At 66.7% G+C, this 2,247-nt stretch carries 2 protein-coding genes; one reads left to right on the top strand and one right to left on the bottom strand.

The annotated features are described in order from the left end of the window. Window positions 1-389: hypothetical protein (locus tag AB0N17_RS46225; RefSeq protein WP_366017664.1), on the top strand; the 389-nt coding region annotated here is incomplete at its 5' end. 720 nt (window positions 390-1,109) lie between these two features. Here AB0N17_RS46225 and AB0N17_RS46220 read toward each other — a convergent pair. After that, window positions 1,110-1,694 (bottom strand): CAP domain-containing protein, encoded by a 585-nt coding sequence (locus AB0N17_RS46220; protein ID WP_366017663.1) that lies wholly within the window; start codon window positions 1,692-1,694, stop codon window positions 1,110-1,112. Between the last annotated feature and the right edge of the window lie 553 nt (window positions 1,695-2,247).

The raw sequence follows: 2,247 nt of genomic DNA, 5'->3' as shown, positions 1-2,247 counted from the left end.
ATCAAGAACACAGGCAGCAACGCATCGGTCGTGAAGCAAGAAAGCTGGACATTTATGCGCGCTACCTAGCGGACCACGCCCATATGCGGGCGCAGTTGCGCGCGCTGGCGGCTACCTCCGGTCTATCGGGCGAAGAGCGCGCGAACGAGGCCCGCACGGCCTACACCGTCTGCTTCGGCTCCCACTACGAACTCGAGGTACTGGCCCCACAGTCAGTGCTCTCTCGAGCACAGGACTTGGACTCACGTGCGCGGGCCCTGCGAGATGTCGTCGCCGCCGGCACGAACATCCAGGTCCACGGCACGGCTCCCATGCAGGAGTACATGGACGCCATGACGCTCGTACGGGCTGCGATGCGCTCAGACCTGGGGGTGGCCGACAGCGCCTGACGAAACCCGCCACCGCCTGCGCAACGCTCGCAGAGTGGCTCGCTCTCCGCCAAGGCGTCCCAGGGCGAGGTGAAGCCGGCGTCCACGGCGAGCCGGTCGATTTCGCGACCATTGGTGAAACTGCGCAGGTGGGCGGGTCGACGGCGCGGTTTCAGCAAGGCCGCGAAGCCGCGTACCAGATCAGCGAGTGCGGTGATCTGGTGGGGCAGGCCGCGGCTTCTTGCGGGATTGGTGAGCAGGAGGCGGCTGACGTGACGGGAGCTCGCGACCGGGCGGTCACCTTCAGCACGACCCTGGCAGAGGTCCCGGACCAGCAGGCTGACGCTTCCGAAGCAGTCCAACTCCCAGATTTCCCACAGCAGTTAAGTGAGGAGACTGCGGGTCAGCGGCGCCGGGCGCGCAGGCGGTCACGGTAGGGGTCAACGAGGGTCGGACGGTAGGCGGGGGCGATCCGCAGGACCTGAAGTTCGGGCATGCGAGCGTAGCGTTTGACCGTGTTCAGGGCCACGCCGAGGCAGCGGAAGCAGCCGCAGGCCGACACTCTGGACACGGCACCGCCACGACCCGAGTGCGGGCCGTGGCCACCACCGTGCCATCGCCCTCCGCCACTTCCTGGACGACCAGCGCCGGCAAACGGCTACTCGACGTCACCACCGACTACGGGCCAGAGCTGATCCTTAGAGACCCTCGCCCGGCGGAACCGTGAACCTCGGCTGACCCTCACAGCCGTGTGGCCAGATCCAAGGTCCACCAGGGACCGCCGATGCCGGAGGCCACGCCGACGCCGGCATCCGTGTAACGGCACGTGAGGATGATGGCACGGTGCGGCGGGCTGTTCATCCACTCGGTGACGGCGGCGCCTGCGGTCACAGGACCGACCACAACGGCCTCACCGGTGTCCTCGGGGCGATAACCCGCAGCCCGCATCCTGTCGGCTGGATCGCTGCCGTCCGTTCCAGTGTGCGTGAGGCGCACGTGACGGGCCATGTCGACGCTGTGCACCTGGGCGGCCTGATGAAGCGAGGCCCGGACCCGCACCGGGGCACACCCCGCTTCGGCACGGCGCCGGTTGATCTCGGCAGCCACGCGCTCTGTCGGGTCGGCCGCGGTGCCGGGAGGTGCGCTGTTCTGGGCTGGGCTGTCCCGCTGGGGCTCCCACTGACTGGGAACCAACACGTGCCACTGCGGTAGCTGGGAGGGTGTTGATCCCGGCATGGCCGGTTCAGCCCAGGCGATCGGCACTGCCTCCACCAGAGCCGCGAGGAGGAAGCACCCCATTGAGAGCGCCCTGCCCTTGACGGTCATCGTCTCACCCTCTTAAGTCTCAGATTTTCTATTCCGATGAAATCGGGCGAATTCTGCACAGCTTCGGCCCGGACTGCTGCACAACTCCCCGGCGCTTGGTCACGGTCCGCCCTGTTTCAGGTGGGTTCAGTCAGATGGATGAGATAAAACGACCCATCGTACGAATGGCCTCTCGCAAGGCGTCGCAGTCACCGGTTGCTGATCTGCTCTGAGGTTCCCCCGGCTGCTCGAGAGGTAGTGATCATCTGGTCAGCTGGGGTTGATGGGTGTTCAGCATGTTCTAGCGCGGAACCCCAGGCGTTCACACCCGGGAGGCAGCTTCTCAAGACAGGGGTGACGCGCACGGGTGCACGGGTCCGCGCTGCTGGCCTCACAGGGTTCAGAGGGCCGTACGGCCCCGGCAGATACCGGGAGTTGGTTCCTGGCGTGGTGACAGAGATCAACGATACGATCACACACGTGAAGACCCACAGGACGGGGTACGACCGGCTGCTGCGCTTGCAGCCCGCCGGGCCGGGGAGGTAGTCGCCGGCGCCCACACCGGCGGAGTAGG

The sequence above is a fragment of the Streptomyces sp. NPDC051133 genome (genome assembly GCF_040682635.1).
Taxonomy (GTDB): domain Bacteria; phylum Actinomycetota; class Actinomycetes; order Streptomycetales; family Streptomycetaceae; genus Streptomyces.
Note: the sequence above shows the minus strand (reverse complement) of the source record. Positions and strands in the feature narration are given on the sequence as shown.

Bases quoted from the DNA above. Each gene is read 5' to 3' on its own strand.
- AB0N17_RS46220 (WP_366017663.1), bottom strand. From the start codon at position 1,694: ATGACCGTCAAGGGCAGGGCGCTCTCAATGGGGTGCTTCCTCCTCGCG.